The following is a 19127-nucleotide window of genomic DNA, read 5'->3' as shown; positions in this document are numbered from 1 at the left end:
AACTTAATACAGGTTGATAAACACACCTTCCTGTCTTATTTCCACTTCGAAGGTTTTTAAATCTCTGCACTTTTGGTTGGCTTCGCTGCCAGTTTGCAAGTGGAAGCGGTAGGCATGAAGCGGGCATACAACTTCACCAAATGCGGTAATTTGTGCTTCTGAGAGAGGGTGCATTTGGTGCGGACACAGGTGTTCAAAGGCAAAGAAAGCCTGCCCGTGCCTGGCCAGACAAACCTTCTTTTCGCCTATGCGCAGCAACCGTATACTTTTATGTGCAAAAGCCTGATGGAGCTCAGCGGTATTTTCAAAAACCCTGATGGAGGGCATTAATTTTTAAGCTGTTTGAGTACTTCCTCAATGGCCTTTTCCAGCTGAGGGTCTCGACCTTTTACCCGATCTTCGAAAGTGGTGCGCACATAAATATCGGGCTGTACTCCAACTTGTTCTATGTTTTTGCCATCGAGAGTATAACAACCCCAGCTTGGCAGTCGATACGAAGAACCATCTACCAGACCTGCCCCGCTGGTGAAAATAATCCAACGGTAGGTTTCTGTGCCAATTATAGTGCCCAGCCCCAGTTCTTTAAATCCTGTGGCGGTCATTTCTGCATCGCTGAGACTTTGTTCATTAATGAGTAAAACCATTGGTTTTGCTCCTGCACCAAAGTTGCCTTGGGGAGTCAGCTTACCCTCTCTAAACTTCCATTGCAGATAAGGCTTTTGCGAAAGGAATTTTAGTACCTCATCGTGCACGTTTCCTCCGGTGTTGTATCGCAAATCCAGTATGAGTGCATCTCGGTTATAGGCTTCGGATGTCATTTCAATGAGAAACTCCTGCAGTGAACCTCCGCTCATATTCTTCATGTGCACATAGGCCACTTTCTTATCAGTTTTGGAGTCTACCACCTTTTGGTTACCGGCAATCCATTCATCGTATAGGTTGCTGCGAAGACTGCCCGTACTGTTGGGGTGAATTTTAACTTCAATCGTATTGCCGTTTCGGTTGAGCGTTAAATGTACCTCCTCATCTATAGAGGGTTTGGCCAGGTAGTATTCTCGGTTCATGCCCGGGTCTATGGTTTCACCGTTGATGGCCGTAATGAGGTCTCCGGGTCTGATGTTTTTATCGGGAAAGTCGGCTGGCCCTTCGGCCACTATGTGGGCAACTTCATAAGGATTATCGTTCGAGAACAGCAGCCCGAGGTTCAGGCTTGAGGTTCGGTAATAAGTTCTCTCATCTCTGCCAAAAGAGTTGAAACCCATGTGCGAAGAATTAAGCTCGCCCAGCAAATCGTTGAGCAAGGTGCGCAATTCCGTACGACTATTTAGGTGCGGTAAAAACCGGGCGTACTGATCTTTTAACTTGCTCCAATCTTCTCCGTGAAAGGTTTCATTGTAAAAGTTCTGCTCAATGCCTGCCCATGTTTCGTAATACATTTGTTTGAACTCGCTTTGCAAGGATCTCCGGAAATCGAACTTTATATCGATAGGGGTGATTTTCTGGTTGCTCAGGTTCAGTTTAGCTATTTGGCCCCCATTGTTTAAATAAAGGTTCTTCTTTACCTGAATAATTCCGCCTGCGCTTGCCGAACCATTGATTTTTTCTGTGTTTGGTCGCTCAAAAGGCTCCAAGGTGGTTACCCAAAGCGCATTCCGGGCTTCATCGTGATTGGACCGGTATATAATATGCGTTTTATTGCCAGACTTAACAACATAAGGAGAGCTTTGACTTCCGAAGTATGGGCCAATTTGCTCCATTTCTCTCAGCACATTGGCTTCGAAATCAATGGCCGTTTGGGGTTTAGAATCGTCATTATCAGTGGTTTTTTCTTCTTTCTTTTCCTCAAAAACCTTGGCTAGCTCATCCGATTTAAAGTCTCTTTCATGCCTAACTAAAGGAACACGATATATACGGGCGTCTCTCATTCCAAACGGGTAGCTTGGCTCTGTGCGGTTACTCACAAAATAAATGTACTTGCCCTCAGGCCCCCAAAAAGGGCTGGTTTCTGGCACCCCTGTTTTGGTGTAATTGTGTGTGGTTTGGGTTTCGAGACTGTATATATAAATGTCTTCTTCAAAATCGTTGCGAACGGTAAAGGTGAGGTATCGGCCATCAGGAGAAAAGCGTGGCTGGGGGTTGTATAGGCCCCATAGCTCTTCGTTGGCCACCGTTTCACTTTTCAATGTCTCCAGGTCCAACAGCCTAACCTCCCGAATGCCACTGTAGTAGGCTGCTTTGGTAAGGTCGGGGTTAAGTTCCAGGTTGCGGTTAGAGCCCTTATCAAACGTAAGCTGTTTTTCACCTGTACCGGTGGCAGCATCTATGGTGAATAAGTTGGTATATCCGCCCACCGTTTGGGTATATAATAGAGTTTTGTTGTCTTTCAGCCATTTTACTTCAACCACCCGCTCTTCAGGTTTGGTCTTTAGTTGCTTCACAAACTTGCCGGAGATGTCAGAGACAAAGAGCTCTCCGCGACTCACAAAGGCCAGCTTTTTTTCGTCTTGAGAAACATCGAACTCTGAAATATTCCCATCGGTAGAAAACTCCTGCTCCTGAGCCAGCGTGTTATTCTTGAAAACAGAAATATCTACTTTTTGGCTTCTCTTTCGGGACACATCATATACATGAATCTGATAGTCTTTTTCAAAAACCACAAAGCCTCCATTGGCATTTACCTGGGGGTTTTTAATGGAGGTGTTGAAGTTGGTTAGTCGGGTTTTGGTGCCATTCACAAAGCCATACAGGTTGTATTGTCCGTTCGATTCATCCGATGCAAAGTAGATGTTGCCATTTTTGTCTATGGAAGACCACATGTCCTTGCCTTCGTAGTCGGTTAGCTCCTCATAGGTCCCGGTTTTGGTATTGTAGGTTTTAATATCCGGATTAAAGGCGCCTTTGTAGCGCTTACGATGCACCTGATTGCTGCTTTCCCAACTCTCATTAAAGAAAACTCGCCCATCGGGGTGTATGGCCAAATTGTGAGGCCAGTTGAAGTAGTGTTCAAAAAGGCGTTTTGGAGTTCCGCCCTGCACACTTACTGTGTAGGCAGCCGTTCGGTTATATCGCCCCGACCGGAAATAAATGGTTTGACTATCCCACGACCAGGTTTCCACTTCATCGTTGGCAGAGTTATAAGTAAGTTGTCGGATTTCTCCTCCATCAATCGGCATCAGATAAATATCGGCATTGCCATATTGGTTAGAAGAAAAGGCAATCCATCGGCCATCCGGGCTTATTCTGGGGTATTCTTCCACACCATCCATGCCTGTGAGGCGAGTGGCTGTTCCACCGCTGCTGCTCACTTTCCACAGGTCACTGTCGTAAGAGAAAACTATTTGGCTACCGTCTGGTGTTAAGGCAGGGGTAGAGGCAAAATAAACATCCTGTTGAGCCTGAATAGAAAAAGCAATCAGCAGGCATAAGCTGAATAGTGTTGATTTAATCATAATGTTAGCATTTACCGATTAATGAAATAGCCGTTTGTAAAGTGAGCAAAAGCCACTTGTTTAGTGCCTTAAACCTTTATTGCCGACTAGTCTGAAAAGTATGCCCATGAATTTAAGAAGATATGGCCTAATGCTCTTGGTTTATCTGATGGCTTTTACACCATCGGTAATCTGGGCACAAAGCCAGCTGCTTATTTTAACGGAAGCCCTGAAACCGGTGGAAGCAGCCATGATAAGCACTAACACCGGCCAGTTATGGCTAACCGATAAGGAGGGTAGGGCAAACATTCCGCTGGCCGAGCCTATGCGCTTGACGGTTCAGTATGTTGGTTTAGAGACTAAAGAAATCTTGCTAAAGCCTAAGCAGAGTCTTACGGTGGTGCTTGAGGTGCAAACCACTCTGTTGAACGATGTGTTTGTGGAGGGCTTCACCGATAGTGAAAGGCTTTCCAAAATGGCTGGAGGCATTGCTCGGCTTGACGCTAAGGATTTGAATCGATTCGATAACTTCTCGTTAGTTTCGGCAGTGAATACGCTTCCCGGAGTGCGGTTCGAAGAAAGAGCCGGAGCCAGTTATCGGATATCCATTCGAGGAAGTTCTATTCGTTCTCCATTTGGAGTGAGGAATGTGAAAGTCTACTGGAACGGAATTCCTTTTACCGAACCAGGGGGAAACACATTTCTGAATCTGCTTGATTTGGCGAATGTGGGCAACATGGAAATCATTAAAGGGCCTGCGGCTAGTGCTTATGGTGCCGGAAATGGCGGAGTGATCAAACTGCAAAGCACCAACTTGTCTCAGCTTTCCAATGCTACGGAAGTGGGGTTAACGGCTGGTTCTTTCGGAAGCTTCCGTTCCAGTGTTCAATCAAACTGGCTGGGCGAAAAAACGAGCATCACCGGCAAATATGCTTTTCAAACTAGCGATGGTTACCGCGATCACAACGCAATGCAAAGGCATGTGGCCGAAGTAGATTTGCTGCATTTCGCCAACGAGCACAAAGCGTATTCAGCTTCAATTCTCTATTCCGATCTATTCTATGAAATTCCCGGAGGCCTTAACCCAACCCAGCTTGCTGAAAACAGAAGACAAGCCAGACCGGGTAGCGAAGCCTTCAATGCCTCAATCGATCATCAGTATTTCATTATCCGTGGAGGGCAGGAATATGAATTTTCTGACAACTTCCGCAGCGATGTAAATGCCTACTTCTACAACCGCAACTTTGAGAACCCCTTCAACCTAGATTATAAGCGAGACCAGGAAAACAGTGTTGGGTTTCGTGTTCAGCTAGAGAATGATTTTAGCTTTTTAGGCCGAAGGTCTTCCGTTACCTATGGAAACGAGTTTCAGGTAGCCTACTTCGATGGCAGCAATTTCGGGAATGTGGGGGGCGAAGCGGACACCATTCGTTTTAGAGATGAACTCACCAACAAGCTTTCTTTCTGGTTTGCCGATGTGAAGCTCAATCTGACTGAAAGCCTGAAGCTCACGGTTGGCGCAAGTTTAAACCACATTGATTATGATATCAACCGGGTGGAGGATAAAATCAATAATTTGCCCGGCCAATTCAAAAAAGAATTCGATCGGGTATTTAGTCCAAGAGTAGCCTTGAGTAAGACTTGGGCCGAAAATTTCAGCACACACCTTTCAGTTTCGCATGGCTATTCTCCGCCAACTACTACGGAGGTGCGCACCAATGAAGGCAGCATTAACACAGCCTTACAGCCAGAGATTGGCATTAACTATGAGCTGAATATTCGCGGAGCCGCGGTATACAGAAGGCTTTCTTATGATGTGGCGCTGTTCATGTTCAACCTGGACGAATCCATAACGACAGGAACTGACGGCAATGGAGTGGTGCTATTTCAAAACTCAGGTCAGATAGACCAAAAAGGTTTGGAGGCTGCGTTGCAATGGAATTGGCTGACTCAGCCTTCCACCAGATTTACAAGCTTCAATAGCCGATTGGCCTATACGTATCACGATTTTGAGTTCAAAGAATATGTAGATGGTGGTGACGATCTGAGCGGAAACGCCCTGACCGGAACGGCACCGAATGTATTTTCGCTGATGACCGATTTCAGCCTGATAAGTGGTTTTTACGCCAATCTAACTTATCAGTATTCGGATGAAATTCCTTTAAATGATGAGAACACAGTTTACTCCGGTGCCTATCAGGTGTTTCATACCAGAGTGGGCTATAAAAGAGCAAACGCAAATACTGATTATGAGTTTTTTGTAGGAGTGAACAACTTGTTCAATGAGGAATACAGCTTGGGCAACGACCTGAATGCTTTTGGACAACGATATTTTCAACCTGCCCCGGAAAGAAGTTTTTATGTGGGCCTAAACCTGAAATTCAAACATTGATATGACAAAGTTCGATACCCAATCGGTTAATGATTTAATAAGAAGCAGACGTTCTATTTACCCTGCGCAATATTCTGATGAGCCGGTTGACGATGCCATCATTAAAGAGATGCTGGAGAATGCCAATTGGGCTCCAACGCACAAGCTTACCGAGCCATGGCGGTTTGTAGTTTTTAAGGGCGAAGGATTACAAAAGCTGGCTACCTTTCAGGCCGAGCTATATGAACGCGTAAGCATGGCAAGAGGCACATTCAATGAAACTACGCGAGAGAAACTAGCTACCAAACCCCTATTGGCCTCGCATATTATTGCCATTGGCATGAGCCGCGATGCGAAAGAAGTACTGCCTTTGGAAGAAGAAATTTCTGCTGTGGCTATGGCCGTGCAGAACATGTATCTGACAGCCACCGCCCATGGTATTGGTTGTTATTGGGGCTCTGGCGGCATTACTTATTACGAGGAGGCTAAGGCATTTTTTGGGTTAGAAGCTAAAGACAGGCTTTTGGGCTTTCTCTATGTTGGAACGGTAAAAGAAGGATTCGCCCCTCAAGGCAGAAGAAACCCCATTGAAGATAAAGTGAGTTGGGTGGGATAAAGACCGTCCTTAGCACCCAAAAAAAATTGCTCAACATTTTTTGCAAGCCCTATTTTCTCCCACCATTGCTTTAGGTTTGCATTGAGTAGTTTAATTAAATAATACGCACATACTATTCGCCTCACGGAATTTAGCTGTACAGTTTTTAGTCTTTGAGTATTCAATGCTTTTCAAAAAGAGAAGTACGGTTTGCTAAACCTGTCTTCTCTTGGTCGACAATTTTATTCGTCAATAAATCTCCCGAAAAGGACATTGTTATTGACAAATAACCCAATTGAATATTAGTAGAGAATTCACGTCAAAAGACATTAGAGTTTTAGTCTGAAAATTGACAAAAACATATGTCCTACGGTCAATGAAATGTAATTAGTAGGTTGCCAAATAAGGCTTGTCCTTTAGGGTAAGAACTTGATTTGAGTAATTGAGATAGTAAATTTTAAAGATATGTATACAGTAGTTGCGGTCATCCTTTTGTCAATTCTAGTAATTGGCTGTTTAGTTGCCCTTTGGATGATTTTAAGATATAAGGGACCAATAGAATTGGATTTAGATTTGAAAAGAGGTGGGTTGAAGGTTAAAAAAGAAAAATGACTTTCTTAGACATTTTTGCTGGTGCTGGTGTTTTCTTCATTACCTAAAAAACCAACTGCCACCTAAAAGCCCACATCCATTGGAGGGTGAAGCGGTCAATTTCTGCATCGTTCATTAGCTGAACCAGCTCTTTTCTTTTGAAAGCTCGAAGCACTGAGAGTGGCCCATCGTTTTTCACCATTTCTGATTTAGAAAATAGGTTCACCAGCAGCTTTATTGAATGATAGGCCAGCGGGTGTCTGTGCAAGTCGTTAATGACAACCCCAATTTTCGCTTGAGACTTAAACTGCCTGAAGATACCTGTTAGCTGATTTTCTGTAAAATGGTGTGTAAAAAGCGTGCAGAGAATGATATCAAATTCCCGCTGTTTGAATTCTTCAGAGAAGATATCCTGCACTTCGAACCGAATGTTCTTAAACTCCTTACAGTTTTCTTTGGCATATTCGATAATGTGAGGGTTAGCATCAAAGCCCACCAACTCAACTTCGAGCTTCTTTTTGGAAGCCCACCTGGCCACGAGTTTGAGAATGTCCCCACCACCGCAACCTAAATCGGCAATGACTAAAGGACGAGAAGGTAATTTCTTCAGCAGTTTTACCAGGCCATCGATGGTCACAAAGTTACCTCCTAACCACCTGTTAATGGTTTCTAGTTCGCGAAGCGTCTGATCCATTAAAGGACCTCCGGCCGTGAGGTCATCCATAAGCTCTTCATTGTAAGCGCGGTGTTTATACCTGTTCATGGGGCTTTTCGGGGCGTCTTCTTCTTTGGATTAAACATAATGATTAAATTAATGGCTATGGTTAGGGCCTTACCGATTTGTTTTGTTCTGTGGTTTTGCACCGGCTTTTTGGCTAAAGGGCAAAGCACCGAAGAGGCTACTCAGGCCTTTATACTTAAGGTAATGTCTGACTATAAAAACCCTTTGGCCTATTATCCTTTTAACAGAGACATTTTTCTGCCTTCACAGCAAGAGTTGGACTCACTCGATCGGGCTTTTCAGCGATCGCCTTATGTGCGGGGTCGTTCTCCTTTCTTGTTTGTTTATGGCGATTCATTAAAGCGAGAAAGTTTTGTGGACGCTACGGGCAGGCCTCTGTTTCCGCAAGGGTTGTTGAACCTCAAAACCAACTTACCGAGTGGCTACGACTATGCGTTGAGGCGTCAGCGGGTTTTACTGAAAAGTAACCCTAACGCAGGTCGGTTTTTATTGTACAATCAGGAGTTCCGAAAATTAAACAAGTCGCAAAAGCATTGATTCCATGGTGAGTCCCGGGCCGAAGGCCAGAGCCAGCACCCGGTGGTCTTTGTGGTTGGAGTCGAGACTTTCCCAAAGCATTTTCAAAACAAATAGTATGGTGGGGGAAGACATGTTGCCATATTCGGCCAGCACTTTTCTACCGGCCCAGTCGGCATGCTTTTCTATGCCTAAAGCCTTTTCTATAACCTCGAGAATTTTTTTCCCACCCGGATGAAGCGCGTAGTGGTCAATCCGTTGGTTAGAGGTGCTTGCCAGAAGGCGGGTTACCAGATGCCCTATTCCTTTTTCAATAAGCGTGGGCACATAGGCGCTCAACTTCATTTCGAAACCAAAATTGCCAATGCCCCAGGCCATCTCATCGGCACCTTCCGGATAAATATCGTTTAAAAATGCTTCCGGGCTCAGCACTGTAGGTTGGAGACTGTCGGCTCTTTGAGACGACATAACCAATGCGGCCGATCCATCGCCAAAAATGGCATTGGCCAAAAGGTTATCGTCATCGCCCGATTTCTGAAAATGAATGGTACACAGTTCCGTAGCTACAATAAGTACCTTGGCATTTTCATTGGCTTTGCAAATTTGGTCTCCCAGTTTAATGGCCGTGAAGGCCGCATAGCAGCCCATAAAGTTGATGCAGCTCCGTTGGATGGAGGTATTGAGTCCCAACTCGTGTACCAAGTCGATATCCAGGCCGGGAGCATACATGCCAGTGCAGCTTACTGTGATGAGGTGTGTGAAGTCTGAGGCAACCAAATTCGTTTGTTGCAGGGCCTCTTGAGTGGCCCGAACCGAAAGCCGGGCAGCATTTTTCCGATAAAGGTCGGCCCTGTGACTTGTGGTAGGAAAAGGCTCCAGTTGCTCAGAGTTTGGATAAAAGTTCCACTTTCTGGAGTCGGCCTGTTGATAGTCGCCTATTACCGAGTAGCGCTGTCTTATGCCGGTGGCTCTATAGAGTGCCTGAAGCCTGTTTAATGCCGAACCGGTAAATCCATGGGCTTTCCCCATAAATTGGTATACCTGCTGTTGTTCTATGCAATGTGCCGGGTTGGCAACGCCAATGGAGATAATCTTACTGCCCACATTCTATAATAGTCGTTTTATGCTAAATTGTTCAGACAAAAGATTAATATGTTCAAAAAGGCTACCTGGCTTCATTTACGCCTTCCGTTCTCTTACTTTTTGCTGCCTATTTTCCTGTTGGCGCTTTCTATAAGCCACAACCTTTCCGAAGAAGCTATACTCTGGCTTTTTATTATCCTTCACATATTCATTTATCCGGCCAGTAATGCCTTCAATAGCTATTTCGATAAGGACGAGGGGAGTATTGGGGGGCTTAAAAACCCACCAAAGGTAGACAGGAACGTGCTGTACATGGCCAACTTGTTCGATACTCTCGGTCTGGCTCTGACGCTTTGGTATTTTTGGGGAAATTGGGTTTTGGCAGCTATGCTTGTGGTGTACATCGGTGTCTCAAGAGCCTATAGCCACCCAATGATTAGGCTTAAAAAGTTCGCTTTTTTAAGTTGGTTCATTGCGGGGTTCTTTCAAGGGGCGTGGGTGGTGTGGACGGTTTACATAGGCCTTAACGACTTTGCTTTTTCCAGTCTGTTTAAGGCACCCGTATTAATACCGGGTTTGCTGGCATCGGCTATTCTGTGGGGTTCTTACCCCATGACACAGGTGTATCAGCACCGGGAGGATAGTAAAAGAGGCGACTACACGCTTTCCATACGATTAGGCATTTTAGGTACCTTTCACTTTACGGCCATTTGCTTTGCTGTTGCCACACTGGCCTTTTGCCTGTATTTTCAGGCCTATTGGCAACTCTTCTATGCCTGGCATTTTTTGCTGGCTATGCTTCCTGTACTCCTGTTTTTTGGTTGGTGGTATTTGAAGGTGCTAAAGGATAGTTCCATGGCTAATTTTACAAATACCATGAGACTCAACTTCATAAGTGCTACCTGCCTGGGAGGCTTCTTTCTCTATTTCTTTTTACACAGCTCTCATGTTCTCAACGTAGTAGGGCTGTACTAGAAAGGCTTACCGTGGGTATTTCTCATAATCGCTTTGGCCAAAAACGGAAGGTGTTTCATTGCATTAACAGCCAACTCTGAACTCCAGGCAGAACCAAAGAGTTGCTGAGTTTGCCGGCCCACCCAAAGACGCTTGCGGAAAAGCGCACTCCACACATGGGTATATTCCCGTTCTAGCAAAGGCCGTTGTAAGGTGCTGTGTGGCCAGTGCTTTGCGACCAAATCAGACAATATTTTTCCGCTATGAATAGCCATGGCCATACCATTTCCGCAAAGTGGTGTTATAAGCCCGGCCGCATCTCCTGCCATTAGTATGTGTTTTTCTATCGGCTTTTTGGGAGCAAAGCTAAAGGCATTGATGACTTCGGGTTTTTCCAAAACAAAATCTGAATAGAGAAAAATAGAACGGAGAAAAGGGTTTTTAAAGAGAACAGCTTGCTCCATGGCCTCTATGCTCCCATACTTTTTCAGCCTGTCGCGGCTGCCCATATAACATAGATTATAGGTGCCGTTTTCTATGGCACTTATTCCGCAATAGCCACCCTCAAAATTGTGTAGGCTAATCTGATCTCTGGGAAAGTCAGTTCGAATGTGATACTTCACTCCCAGAAAATCGGTTTTTTGGTGAATAAAAGAACGTTGCAGACGTGTATCGAGCAGCGATCGTTTGCCATAAGCCCCAATAACTAATGGAGCAGTGAGCTTCTGGCCATCAGAGGTCTGAAGACGGAATTGTTCTTCTTCGAATTCACAGGAAACAACACCCACCTGCTGAATAAGTTGTACGCCTTCCTCTATGGCCAAATGAGCCAGGTGTTGATCCAACGTGTACCTGCTAAGTCCAAAACCACCTAAATCGAGAGGGAGCCTGAGGCTTTTGCCTTTAATGGAGGTAAATTCAAAACGATTGATCTGAGCAGGTTCTACAGATTTTGGAAGTAAGCCCGAACGTTTCATATAAGGTAATACTTCGTTGGATATGTACTCCCCACAAACCCTGTGAAAGGGATACTTCTTTTTTTCGAATAAGTGAACTGAAAAGCCTGCTCTGTTAAGTTCAATGGCCGATATGAGCCCTGATAGACCTCCTCCTATTATGACTATTTCTTTCAATACTCTATCTGTTCCCCTGTTGTATCGACCACTTAAATAAAATGAAAAATACCTGTTGCTTTTTGGCTTAAGTTTAATGTTCGATATTGATATCAGTGAAGATAACTATTGTTAACATGAGACCTTTAAAAACAACTACAAAGAGTTTGTTCACTTTGTTGTTGGCCGCAGCGATGATATTCTCATTGAATGATGCCAATGCTCAGAGGAGGAACAAAAAGAAACAGGAGGAGCAAAAAGCCAGCACCCCTCCACCAGAGCAAAAGGCACCACCCAAAAAAGGAGGGATTCAGCCTTTTGAAAAAGTAATTACGAAAGACGCTGAGTCCGATGAAGGACTGTTCAACGTACACAAGTTAGATGATAAGTACTACTTCGAAATACCCGATGCCTTATTGGGCAGAGATATGCTCATGGTTACCCGAATTGCCAAAACAGCCTCAGGTATTGGTTTTGGTGGAGGAAAAACCAATACTCAAATGTTGCGATGGGAGAAAGTACAAGACAGAATTCAGGTAAGAATTATTTCTACTACCATTACGGCAGCAGATTCACTGCCCATTGCCGAAGCAGTTTTGAACTCCAATTTTGCCCCAATACTGGCTTCATTTCCTATTAAAGCTCATGCTAAAGACTCTGCCGGAAGTGTGATTGATGTAACCTCCCTGCTTACCGGGGATAACAAAACAATGGGCTTACCCAACTTTTACAGAACACAATACAGAGTTACCCGACTTGATAACGATCGGTCGTACGTAACTCGGGTAAGCAGCTACCCGGAAAATATTGAGTTGAGACATGTAAAAACCTATCTGGCCGGCAACTCGCCTTCGGCCGATGACGATGGTTCCATTACGGTTGAGATGAGCAACTCTATGATTCTGTTGCCTAAAGAACCAATGAAAAGAAGGCTCTATGATAGAAGAGTAGGATGGTTTGCCAGGGGTACAACCGACTATGGTTTGGACGTTCAGCAATCGAAAACTATCCGATACCTGGATCGATGGAGACTGGAAGTTAAAGAGGAAGACATAGAGAAGTTTAAAAGAGGCGAGCTGGTAGAGCCTAAGAAGCAAATAGTTTATTACATAGACAGAGCCACACCTAAAAAGTGGGTAAAGTATATAAAGCAAGGGGTGGAAGACTGGCAAGTAGCTTTTGAAGCCGCTGGTTTTAAAAATGCCATTATTGCCAAAGAGGCTCCGTCTCCGGAAGAAGATCCGGATTGGAGCCCGGAAGATGTTCGTTATTCTACCGTGCGTTACCTGGCTTCACCAATTCCTAATGCCAACGGTCCGCACGTTTCTGACCCACGATCAGGTGAAATTCTGGAAAGCGATATCAACTGGTATCACAATGTAATGACACTGCTAAGAAGGTGGTTCTTTGTGCAAACCGCAGCCATTAACCCAATGGCACAATCGCCTGAGTTCGATGATGAAGTAATGGGTAGACTCATTCGTTTTGTGTCTTCTCATGAAGTAGGACATACCCTGGGCTTGCCACACAACTTTGCCTCCAGCTATGCCTATCCGGTAGATTCGCTCAGGTCGGCTTCATTTACATCCAAAATGGGTACTGCACCATCAATTATGGATTATGCCCGCTTCAATTACATAGCTCAGCCGGAAGATAAAGGGGTGGCCTTAATGCCAAATATTGGTATTTACGATAAGTATGCCATTGCCTGGGGTTACATGCCTATTTTAGATGCTAAAACCCCTGAAGATGAATTGCCAACCCTGAGAAGATGGATTGAAGAGAAGAACGGAGATCCCCTTTATCGCTATGGGCGTCAGGGCAATCCGAACGATTACACGGCTCAGAGTGAAGACTTGGGTGACGATGCAATGAGAGCTAGCAACTATGGTATAGAGAACCTCAAGCGTATTATGAAAAACCTCAGAGACTGGACCTATGTAGAGGGTTCGGATTACTCTGAACTGGAAGAAATGTATGGTGAGGTTAGGTCTCAGTTTAATCGCTACATGGGCCATGTGGGCCGCTATGTGGGTGGTGTAAAAGAAGATTATAAGACTGCCGATCAGGATGGAATGGTGTATACTCATGCCCCTAAAGCTAAGCAGAAGGAAGCGGTAGAGTTCTTAAACAACCAGCTGTTCAATACACCTAAGTGGATGTTGGACAATGAGATTCTGGGCAGATTGCAGGACTATGGTGCTGTAGAAAGCATGAGGTCTTTGCAGGTAAATACACTCTACAGCCTTCTTGAGTGGAGAAAGCTTGGTCGGGTAATAGAGAATGCTGCCCTCAATGGCTCTGATGCTTACACTATTACCGAGCTCTTCAGCGATGTTCGCAACGGCATTTGGTCTGAACTAAGAAGAGGTAGCGCAATAGATACTTATAGAAGAAACTTGCAGAGGGCTCACATTGAGCGTTTGGAGACATTGCTTACAGAAGAAGCACAGTCTTCGCGCTTTGCTCCAAGCATAGACGCTTCGCAGTCAGACATTAGAGCAGTAGCCAGAGGTGAATTGAAAGCACTTCAATCGGCTATTAGAGCAGCCATTCCAAGAACGTCAGACAGCATGTCTAAACTGCACCTGGAAGATGCACTGGTAAGAGTAAATAATATACTCGACCCTAAATAAAATTAGTTGGAAGACTGGTGTTCGTCTATGACGACCCGGTCTTTTATATGAAAGGCCTTTCTGATCATGGTAAAACAGTAGGCAGCGCATTCGTGCTGCTTGCTGTTTCTTTCTAATGCAAAATCAACAGCAAGGAGTAGAGAAAGAATATGACCATCGGAAAGGCCTTCGTGTTTTCATTAAATGAGCTTTCTTAACCTAAGGGTCTTTTTAAACAGCTCTCCGTTTCTACGGATTATGATATCGAAACTGGTGCCTGTATCGCCCCTTAGAAAACCATTTATTTCAGAGAAAGTATAGAAAAACACCGGTTTATTGCCAATAGCTATGATTTCATCATTTGGTTGGAGACCAATTTTTTCTGCAGGAGAATCTGGAATTATATCGGCTATAAAATATTGATTGAGTTCTTTGCCTAAAGCGGTAAAGGTGAAGCCTGCGCGATTAAACTTAAACTCCTCCTTATACTCTTTGGTCTTCTTAAAATAGACTGCTCCGTTCAGGTAATCATAAATAACATTAAATCTGGAAAGCATATCAGAACCCAGAGTACCATGCCGAATAATGGTTCCGTCTCTATCGCTCACCTCTGTTTGTATTTTCCATTGTTGAGGGTAAGAGGTGATTACGTTTTTAAATTTGAAATGCTTGCCTAGCCAGACTTTCTTTACTCGGCCTATTTTTCCTGACAACAAGCCTGTAATTCCGCTTCCTATCGTATGATCTAAGGTTTTCTTTGGAAGGTCAATTTGTTCATGTCGCTGTTCATCGAGAAAAAGAGCACTGCTAGCACCAGAATCAATCAGTAGGTTGAACTTTTGCCTTTTTCTTCCTTTTTGCTTGATTTCTACGGTTATGTAGGGTCTAAAGCTTTTAACCTCAATATCCATTCGTTTATAACCTTTTGGCGCTTTGAAATTATCGTGTTTGTACAAGCGGATTTTTTCGTTCTGATAGTCTATTTCTACCACAAAGCGATTGAAGAGCTCTGAACCCAGCACCCCGTGAGCATTTATACCCAACATACCCTTAATGTCCAGGTTGTTCTCTTTCAAAACCAACATGGTTTGCTGAGAAGCTTCTACGCCTGTCATTTGTATTTTAAGGTCGTTGGCCACTAGCAGATCTGTGACTTTGTTCCCGTTGGAAGCATAAATGGGTATTTTTCTGGCGTTCACCAGATTGTTTTCAGCGATTACCCAACGATCGAATATTAGGCCAGACTCTGAACCGGTATCGAGAATAAAGTTGTATGGGCCGTTTCCGTTAACAAGAATGGGAATAACGATTAGATTACTTTCCTCTTTAAAGCTAAGTTCAACAAAATCTTTATTGTCCGACAGATAGAAGCCAAGAGGGTTTTGGGCATTGAGGTGAATTGAAATAAAAAGAAGAAGAAACAGTATCCAACCTTTCATACCCTTTGTGTTTGAGTTACCTATTAAACAGATACGAAATATGTTCACCCTTAGTTTTTGCCGAATATATTCTTGTATATTGGTTTTCTATAAATAAACTGTATTGCCAATAGGGGATAAAGCAGAATATCCAAAAACCATAAACCGGTCGTGTAATAAACATCATCAGTGATTATGGTTCCCTCACCATTTTTCTCGAGTAAGTGTTTATGTCTCCAATGTTTTAAGGGGGCAGGAATTTTTGTGCCTTCATCAATGAAGTAAAACTGCCCACTATCTTCCTGATCTTCAGTGATTGTACTTGTCCACCACTGTTTAAAAAGCAAGAAATCTAGCCTGAGAGCTACAATATGGCCTTTGCGACAGCCATCGAACTGAATTACCTTTACTTTAGGAAACGGAGGACTGAGTCTTTTGAAAAGATCTTCGTTAAACCCTTGAACTACTTGATCAAGTGGCTTTTGTACCGGTGTAGACAAACGGATTCTCATTTAAGCTAAAACTAACATAATTGAATAATGTTGGCTTAGCATGTTTCCGTTTTGTTGATTGGTTCGAAAGTAACTATCTTCATTATAATTCACCTATTCACAACGAAATGCGCGCCAATCTTTTCATAAGATGGTTATGTCTGTTTATACCGATGCTGCTGTTAATTATTCTTGCAGCCTCAGGCCTACATGGGCAAGACTTTAAGTTCCAGAAAAAGCATGATTACAAAAACAATGAAATAGAGCGGGTGAAGCCACTGCTTCAGCGCGCTCGCGATGTGAGTGAGTCGGAGGCAGTAAAGCTGTATAAGCAGGCGGCAGCCTCATTCGAATCTATTTATGAGAGAGCCATTGTGAATGAGGATTATGAGCTTGCGGTGGTTGCGCTAAACAATCTGGCCGACACACAAAGAAGGTATCTGGCCAAGGAAAAGTCTTTGGAAACTTTAAAGCGTGCCAAACAAATCCTAATAAACCACATTCCGGTAAGTAGCATTCTATGGAGCGAAACCTACCTGAATGCCGGAGTTATTGAGCACCGCTGGAATGACTATTACAGGGCCATCGACTTTCTCGATTCTGCTCAGTTACTTTATGAAAAGGCAGCGGAATATGATAGTGCTATTTATCAGGATATTTTAGACTATAAGTTCTACGCCTATTGGTACTCCAAGTCCAATGTAGATACTCTACTCAAGTATATTAAAGTAAGAATAGATTTTGAGGAAGCGGTTCAGAAAGACAATTTCAATCCAGATGAAATACTATACATACGGCAGGACTATCCTCGTATCTATCTGGCAAAAGGTGAGTATGACATGGCTTTGGCTTACGCCATAAGCAATTATAAGTATCTGGAAGAAAACAGCCGAAAAATATATGATGGCACAAAGCATAGTATTTTATACGATCTGGCCTGGGTGCTGTATCAGAAAAGGGAATTTCAAAAGGCTCTGGATATTGCCATGGAATCCTATGCCACTATTCCTAAAGATGTTAACTACACGGCCTATCTGGACCTTACCTATTTGATGGGTTTGTTGTATAATGGCCTAGATCAGCCGGTAGAGTCTAACAAATACTTTCAAAAAGTACTCGATGCGAACATTGATGCCCGACTAGGGGCTCAAAGAGGTATATTTAAGGCGAACGCGCTGCTTTCGGTTGGCTTAAATATGATAGCCATGGGAAAAGTAGACGAGGCCCGTAAGCTCATGTTAGAGTCGCTCGAAAGGGTTAAGGCTTTGGTAAACTTTCCCAGTTCCGACATGTTTCAACACTACCGTTACATTGGAGACTTTTACGCTTCTCAGAACAATTGGAACTCAGCCCTACTCAACTATGATTCAGCCTTGAGAAATACAGAGCTTAATTATCCGGACGATATTCTCGCCTTTCCTAAGACAGATTCGGCCAGTAAGTTTTCATTTCAGACCTTAACCGTACTTACCAAAAAGGCTCAGGCATTGTCTTCTATGAGTAGACAAGATTCTGTAGACTACCTTGAGGCTGCGTTGGATTATGTAGATAACACTCACTTTAAACTTCAGAAGAACCGAAATGATTTATATCAGGCCGAAGGAAAATTATACCTAAGCCAATTTTTTAAAGATTTGTACGAAGCGGGAATTAGTGCAGCTTACCAGTTGTACATGGTTACGAAAGATGACCGTTATACCCACAAAGGTTTTTACTATGCACAATTGAGCAAGGCCAATCTGTTTCTCGAACAATCAAAAAACTACCAAAGCCTGGTTGGCTCCAATGTTCCTTACGACCTCAAGGAGGAGTACTTCCTGATTAGTAATGAACTTCAAGAGCTAAAGAACCAATTGTATGAGTCGCTGGATAATTCTGTAACGAGTGACTCGGTTATTAAAGTGAACGATCAGATATTAGTTCTACAGGAGCGCCTTTTGAGGATAAAAGATAGTATTGAGAACAACTATGTGAGTGGATTGCTTCAGTACGAGTCTGAACCCAGCGCTCCGGCCCTTGTTAAGGGCCAGTTACTCATGGAGTACTTTGTGGGTAAAGAAAATATTTATGTTTTTGGTTTTGACGCATCGGGCAAGGTGGTCTTTAGACGAAGCCCCTACGACTCAGAGCTGACTTCCCATCTTGAAACTATGATAGCCATCGTTTCGCGGCCACCTAACCTTAATGGTGGCGATATCACTGCTCAAATGAAAGACTTTGAGGCGTCTTCCTATTTTCTGTTTAAGAAGCTTGTAAGTCCTGTTCTGAACCAATTCAGAGCGGAAGAAATATTACTTATACCTGATGAGCTTCTCACAAGAATACCTTTTGAAGCTCTTATAACCCGTGCTCCGCAAAACGACAGCTACAAAACATACAGATACTTGGTAAGAGACTATAAGGTCAGGTACGCTCTGTCTTCTAACAACCTTAAGTTAGGGTCTTTTGAAAAGAAGGCTACCAAAAACATTTTGGGCATGGGTTATAGTGGTGTACAAAGTAGTAGTCAGCCCATAAGGTCACAATTCGCAGCACTGCCAGGTACCGATACGGAGATTAAGTTTCTTCGGGCACGGTTTGATGGCACCTACTACCTTGGTATGGAAGGATCCAAGAGCAAGTTTTTAGAAGAAGCCTCAGACTATGATATAATTCACCTGGCTATTCATGGTAAGGCCGATAGTATTAGCCGGTTTCAATCCAGCTTAATTTTTAATGGTCAAGATAGCTTACTAAGTACTAGTCAGCTTTATCTGGCCAACCTGAATGCTCGTCTTGCGGTTTTAAGTGCTTGTGAAAGCGGGACAGGTACCAGCGAAAAAGGAGAAGGTACTTTTAGTATTGCGAGGGGCTTCGCAATAGTGGGAGTTGACAATATTGTAATGAGTCTGTGGGAGGTTAACGACAAAATTACCTCAGAACAAATGGTTAGTTTCTACAATGGGTTTCTTGAGCAACGCAACGACTTAAATACGAGTTTGAGAAACATGAAGCTGGGATATCTTGAGGCTAACGATTCTTATTCCTGCCATCCCTATTATTGGGCTAGCTTTATTCACCTGGGTAGCAATATGTATTTCGATGATGGTGGAGCAAGTAAGAATATCATGTATTGGCTTCTGGGCTTTGTGATTGTAGCGATTCTAATCTTGCTCATATGGTATAGAAATAGAAAAAGGGCTTATTAAGCCCTTTTCCTCGCGTGCATATG

13 protein-coding genes are annotated in these 19127 nt (G+C 43.7%); 6 read left to right on the top strand and 7 right to left on the bottom strand.

The annotated features are described in order from the left end of the window. Window positions 1–3: 3 nt before the first annotated feature. Complete coding sequence (locus tag B3O12_RS02990) at window positions 4–327, bottom strand: Rieske (2Fe-2S) protein (protein ID WP_286755244.1); 324 nt, start codon at window positions 325–327, stop codon at window positions 4–6. Next, a complete protein-coding gene (locus tag B3O12_RS02985) occupies window positions 327–3449 on the bottom strand; it encodes a S41 family peptidase (protein WP_286755243.1) in 3123 nt (1040 codons plus the stop codon). Before B3O12_RS02985 ends, B3O12_RS02990 begins: the two co-directional genes overlap by 1 nt. A gap of 106 nt (window positions 3450–3555) precedes the next feature. Here B3O12_RS02985 and B3O12_RS02980 point away from each other — a divergent pair, with 106 nt between their 5' ends. Next, on the top strand, window positions 3556–5820 hold the full coding sequence (locus B3O12_RS02980) for a TonB-dependent receptor family protein (RefSeq protein WP_286755242.1): 2265 nt from the start codon (window positions 3556–3558) through the stop codon (window positions 5818–5820). Between the two features lies 1 nt (window position 5821). Beyond that, the gene (locus tag B3O12_RS02975) at window positions 5822–6415 is read left to right on the top strand and encodes a nitroreductase family protein (protein WP_286755241.1); all 594 of its coding nucleotides are present in this window, start codon (window positions 5822–5824) and stop codon (window positions 6413–6415) included. Window positions 6416–7049: 634 nt separating this feature from the next. Here the strand turns inward: B3O12_RS02975 and B3O12_RS02970 are convergent. Continuing rightward, entirely contained in the window at window positions 7050–7748 is a 699-nt protein-coding gene (locus tag B3O12_RS02970) for a methyltransferase domain-containing protein (RefSeq protein WP_286755240.1), read from the bottom strand. Between the two features lie 39 nt (window positions 7749–7787). Here B3O12_RS02970 and B3O12_RS02965 point away from each other — a divergent pair, with 39 nt between their 5' ends. Further along, window positions 7788–8264, top strand: a complete 477-nt coding sequence (locus B3O12_RS02965) for a hypothetical protein (RefSeq protein ID WP_189628778.1) — start codon at window positions 7788–7790, stop codon at window positions 8262–8264. On the opposite strand, the gene B3O12_RS02960 is transcribed toward B3O12_RS02965, so the two are convergent. Further along, complete coding sequence (locus B3O12_RS02960) at window positions 8241–9347, bottom strand: type III polyketide synthase (RefSeq protein ID WP_286755239.1); 1107 nt, start codon at window positions 9345–9347, stop codon at window positions 8241–8243. The two genes, B3O12_RS02965 and B3O12_RS02960, sit on opposite strands and share 24 nt — an antisense overlap. Window positions 9348–9395: 48 nt before the next feature. On the opposite strand from B3O12_RS02960, the gene B3O12_RS02955 reads away from it, so the two are divergent. Further along, the gene (locus B3O12_RS02955) at window positions 9396–10301 is read left to right on the top strand and encodes a UbiA family prenyltransferase (protein ID WP_286755238.1); all 906 of its coding nucleotides are present in this window, start codon (window positions 9396–9398) and stop codon (window positions 10299–10301) included. Here B3O12_RS02955 and B3O12_RS02950 read toward each other — a convergent pair. Further along, complete coding sequence (locus B3O12_RS02950) at window positions 10298–11413, bottom strand: NAD(P)/FAD-dependent oxidoreductase (RefSeq protein ID WP_286755237.1); 1116 nt, start codon at window positions 11411–11413, stop codon at window positions 10298–10300. The two genes, B3O12_RS02955 and B3O12_RS02950, sit on opposite strands and share 4 nt — an antisense overlap. Before the next feature lie 116 nt (window positions 11414–11529). Here B3O12_RS02950 and B3O12_RS02945 point away from each other — a divergent pair, with 116 nt between their 5' ends. Beyond that, window positions 11530–14028: a zinc-dependent metalloprotease gene (locus B3O12_RS02945; protein ID WP_286755236.1), complete on the top strand. Its 2499-nt coding sequence runs from the start codon at window positions 11530–11532 to the stop codon at window positions 14026–14028. Window positions 14029–14207: 179 nt separating this feature from the next. On the opposite strand, the gene B3O12_RS02940 is transcribed toward B3O12_RS02945, so the two are convergent. Further along, window positions 14208–15446 (bottom strand): aspartyl protease family protein, encoded by a 1239-nt coding sequence (locus B3O12_RS02940; protein WP_286755235.1) that lies wholly within the window; start codon window positions 15444–15446, stop codon window positions 14208–14210. A 50-nt stretch (window positions 15447–15496) separates the two neighbouring features. Continuing rightward, on the bottom strand, window positions 15497–15925 hold the full coding sequence (locus B3O12_RS02935; protein WP_348655140.1) for a hypothetical protein: 429 nt from the start codon (window positions 15923–15925) through the stop codon (window positions 15497–15499). Between the two features lie 164 nt (window positions 15926–16089). Here B3O12_RS02935 and B3O12_RS02930 point away from each other — a divergent pair, with 164 nt between their 5' ends. Further along, window positions 16090–19104 (top strand): CHAT domain-containing protein, encoded by a 3015-nt coding sequence (locus B3O12_RS02930; protein ID WP_286755234.1) that lies wholly within the window; start codon window positions 16090–16092, stop codon window positions 19102–19104. Window positions 19105–19127: the final 23 nt, after the last annotated feature.

The sequence above is a fragment of the Roseivirga sp. UBA838 genome (assembly GCF_002296035.1).
In the GTDB taxonomy this organism is placed as follows: domain Bacteria; phylum Bacteroidota; class Bacteroidia; order Cytophagales; family Cyclobacteriaceae; genus Roseivirga; species Roseivirga thermotolerans.
This window is presented reverse-complemented; position numbering and strand designations above follow the sequence as displayed.